The following is a 467-nucleotide window of genomic DNA, read 5'->3' as shown; positions in this document are numbered from 1 at the left end:
CAGCCGGTTCTGGTCGGCGGTGCTGAAGAGGGTCCTCGCCCGGCCGGTGCTGTCGGTGGCGGTGGCGACCGGTGCGCTGCTCGCGGTGGCCGCGCCCGCGCTCGGCATGAAGACCGAGAACCTCACGCTGGACCAGGAGTTCGGCGACTCGCTGCCGATCGTGCAGACGTACAACCGGGTCAACGAGGCGTTCCCGGGCGGTTCGGAGCCGGCCGAGGTGGTCGTCAAGGCGGACGACATCAACGCGCCGGAGGTGAAGGCGGCGCTGGCCGACTTCCGTGAGCAGGCGGTCAGTTCGGGCGCCTCGCGCGGCCCGGTCGAGATCAAGCTGCACGACCAGCAGAACCTGGCGTTCGTCTACGTACCGCTGGTGGGCGGCTCCGACCAGGACGCGGCGGGCGCCAGCCTGGAGAAGCTGCGCGACGAGGTGCGGCCCGCGACGCTCGGCGAGGTCGACGGGGTCGAGG

At 71.9% G+C, this 467-nt stretch carries 1 pseudogene; it reads left to right on the top strand.

Features of this window, described 5'->3' with window-relative positions:
• Positions 1-467 (top strand): annotated as a pseudogene (locus tag LPA54_RS37845) (hypothetical protein); the annotation flags it as partial.

This window comes from Streptomyces sp. DH12 (assembly GCF_020873895.1).
GTDB lineage: Bacteria > Actinomycetota > Actinomycetes > Streptomycetales > Streptomycetaceae > Streptomyces.
Note: the sequence above shows the minus strand (reverse complement) of the source record. Positions and strands in the feature narration are given on the sequence as shown.